This window comes from Acerihabitans arboris, from assembly GCF_010131535.1.
Classification (GTDB): domain Bacteria; phylum Pseudomonadota; class Gammaproteobacteria; order Enterobacterales; family Enterobacteriaceae; genus Acerihabitans; species Acerihabitans arboris.
Map to the genome: position 1 here is coordinate 1 of NZ_WUBS01000042.1, position 3,541 is coordinate 3,541.

Below are 3,541 nucleotides of genomic sequence, written 5' to 3' on the forward strand. Positions count from 1 at the left end.
TAACGCCTGGAACAACCTATCGCTTCTATATCGTGTCGGAAGGGTTAGACGGGCAGTTCGGTTTGAATGCCAGCAATGAAATTACCCCGACCACCGCCGCTCTCGCCCGTCCGCCCTCGCCGGTAAATCTGCGCACCACGGTGGTTGCCGCCGGTTCGGTCACCTTGCAATGGGACACCGGCGCCGACGGCACGCAGCCTGTGTCGTATTTCAGCGTATATCAAAACGGCGCATTCCTTGCCAATATAACCGGATACACCCTCACCTTAAATACCTTAACCCCCGGCCTGCTGTATGATTTTTTTATCGTATCGGTCGCCGCCAATGGTCAAACCGGCGCCACAAGCAGCAATACGCTCGAAGTGATCATCGGGACTGCGCCGGCGCTGCCGCCCGCGGCGCCCCTCAGCGCGAGCTATCAATTTGTCAACGCCACCACGGCCCAGCTGAATATCAACCCCGGCAGCGGCGGCGGCCTGGTGAACGGCTTCGCCGCGCTGGAGCTCAACAGCCAGAGGTGGTTTTTCTCCCCCGGCGCGAACCCATTGATCCGTGTGGATAATCTCACCTCCGGCCAAAGCTATTATTTCCTGGTATTTGCCGTGGGCCGCGATGGACAGCGCAGCGCCGGATATGCCCAGGTCAGCTTTACGCAGCCGCAGGGGATAATTTCATCACCAGATTATCCCTATCCGGAACCCTGTGGTACGCCATGGTCAGAAGGTTATCATCCGCAGCCCAACTCGCAGCAATACGGGGGAGAGAGTCCTATTCAATATTCCTGGTATCAGCGGTAACCGATAACCTTGTCAATATTGCCGCCCATTTCAAGGGCGGCAATACGTCAAATTAAGCTATTGACTGCCTTTATGAGAATGATACCCTTTTTGTATTATCATCTTGTGAAATTCAATTACAGGTAATTTTTATTCTGCCACTGGCCTGTCTAAAGTAAAACGAAGCGCGAATCTAACAATGCACACTAAATTTACAATTCATGATAATTAGTCATTTTGAGGATTACTTCAATGCACACCCATAATAAAGCGTGCCCTGGCTGTCAAGACCATGAAGAGTTATGCAAAATATTAGATTAATAGCCCATCTTAATATGAGGATTGCATCATGTTAATTACTGATAATTCATATGAAAATTTACCATTAACTATACCCCCGGCGCCGCCCACCAATTTAGCATACAGCGACCTCACCTCCACGTCAGTTTTCCTAACCTGGCTGCCGGGCACAGGAGGTACACCAGTAGCTTATTACAGAATTTGGAATGGCACTACCGATGCAGGTCAAACCATTGGTAATACCCCTTGGTTTTTTGTTGATAATCTAACGCCTGATACAGGTTATTCCTTCACAGTTTATGCCATAGGGGTAAATGGAATAATCAGTATTTATAGTAGTAATTTAGCCAATTTCAGAACTCCCCCCTTTTCATCCCTTTTCCCTCCCTCGCCGGTTAATCTGCGTGAGATAGATATAGGCAATACGTCAATAACGCTGCAATGGGATACCGGAACCGACGGCACTTCGGCGGTGTTCCGCTACCGGATATATCAAGACGGAATCTCGGTGGGCACCACAACGGAAAACATTTTTACTGTTACCGACTTAGCGCCGAATACAACTTATAATTTTTATATCATATCCGAAGCCGGCGATGGGCAATTGGGTCAAAGTCCCAGCAATCAAATCAACGTTACCACCACGGCGCTCGCCCGACCAGCTTCGCCGGTGAATCTGCGCACCACGGCGGTTGCCGCCGGTTCGGTCACCTTGCAATGGGACAGCGGCACCGACGGTACTGAGCCTGTGTCGTATTTCAGCGTGTATCAAAACGGCGCATTCCTTACCAATATAACCGGATACACCCTCGCCTTGAGTACCTTAACCCCCGGCCTGCTGTATGATTTTTTTATCATATCCGTCGGCGCCAATGGTCAAACCGGCGCCTCACGGAGCAATACGCTCGAAGTGATCATCGGGACTGCGCCGGCGCTGCCGCCCGCCGCGCCGCTCAGCGCATCCTATCAAGCCATTAGCCCGACCTCGGTGCAGCTCAATATCATCCCCGGCGGCGGCGGCGGCGTGGTGAACGGCTTCGCCGCGCTGGAGCTCTACAGCCAGACCTGGTTTTTTTCTCCCGGCGCGAACGCGTTGATCCGGGTGGATTCCCTCATCCCCGGCCAAAGCTATTATTTCCTGGTATTTGCCGTGGGCCGCGATGGGCAGCGCAGCGCCGGATATGCTCAGGTCAGCTTTGCGTTGCCGCTGGGTACTGCTTCGCCCTTCCTGCCTGAAGGTTATCCCTATCCAGCTCCCCGCGACAAGCCGGCACAGGAAGGTTATCCACCGCAGCCCTATTATCCACCCGATCAAGCGCACCAGTATGGTGGCGATAATCCAGTCCAATCTCCCTGGTAACAGCGTTACACCATGGCCAAGCTTATTGCTGCCCGGTTCACGGGCGGCAATACCATGTTATCCCCCTAAGCCGACACCTAGCCAGCATAGTGAAATAATCTTCGAGACCGCTTTATAAGCAGCCTGATGGAAGCCGCACCCAACCGCCCAGAGAAGGATTGGCAAGCCCGGTATTTATAATAAGACAACCCATTTATACAGATTAAACGCTATTTATGGCAATTGACAACTTCAAATTCCGCCGGTAAATTAAATAAAGATAAAATTATGGATTTCTACCCGCCAATGGCTTATTGCCACATCATGCGATTTATGAATAAAATGAATATTTAAATCATGAAGAAGTATAGTTAACACTAACCAACGGCTGTTTACCTAATATTTTAAGCAACATACTTTGAAATAAAAAGAACATTAAATTAACGACATTTAATGAATATAATAACGTTGATCGTAAAAATCAATATAAAAAATAGTTATTTTATGAAGATACTGAAAAATATCGAGGTCCAATAATGAGAGAGAATCATCTAGTTATCCCGGAATATAACCGGTGTTATACTTATCCATATTCGTCTAATCCAATCAATTGCGATGACATCACTCCTTTTGGTTCGCCCGCGACTGCAGCACACTTAGGGATTCCAGACGGAACATTACCCCTGGCGCTTCCGCCCTCACCGATAAATCTGTACTACGGAGTTAGAGCCAATACTTACGTGGAGTTGTCCTGGTCTAGCAGTTACGACGGCACTGCAGCGGTGTTTCGCTACCGGATATATGTTAACGGCGTCTGGTTTGCCAGTTCGACAGCTAGGACTACCATAGTTTATAACCTACTACGGGGTACAGAATACAGCTTCGCTATCTTAGCGGAGGCGGCCGATGGGCAATTAAGCTTGTACTTTAGCAATACTGTCGTCGCCTCCACCACCGGTGTCGCCCAGCCGCCTTCACCGGCTTTCCTGCGCGCAACTTACACCGCCGCCACCTCGGTAACCTTGCAATGGGATACCGGCACCGACGGTTCCTTGCCGGTTGCAAGATATAGGATTTTTCAAAACGGATCGGAGGTAAACAGCACGGCGGCAAACGGCATCACCAT

Annotated in this window: 2 protein-coding genes and 1 pseudogene; all 3 read left to right on the plus strand. The window is 50.0% G+C overall.

Annotated elements, in window-relative coordinates; translation table 11 throughout:
* A partial coding sequence (locus tag GRH90_RS25740; protein WP_218586293.1) for a fibronectin type III domain-containing protein occupies window positions 1-797 on the plus strand: 797 nt, incomplete at its 5' end.
* Window positions 798-1,125: 328 nt separating this feature from the next.
* Window positions 1,126-2,436 carry a fibronectin type III domain-containing protein gene (locus tag GRH90_RS25745; protein WP_162368800.1) on the plus strand — a complete coding sequence of 437 codons (1,311 nt, stop codon included), beginning with the start codon at window positions 1,126-1,128 and terminating at the stop codon, window positions 2,434-2,436.
* A gap of 515 nt (window positions 2,437-2,951) precedes the next feature.
* Window positions 2,952-3,541, plus strand: a pseudogene (locus GRH90_RS26095) (hypothetical protein); the annotation flags it as partial.

What these genes read in the sequence shown, in the direction of transcription:
- GRH90_RS25745 (WP_162368800.1), top strand. Translation starts at nt 1,126, where the DNA reads ATGTTAATTACTGATAATTCATATGAAAATTTACCATTAACTATACCC.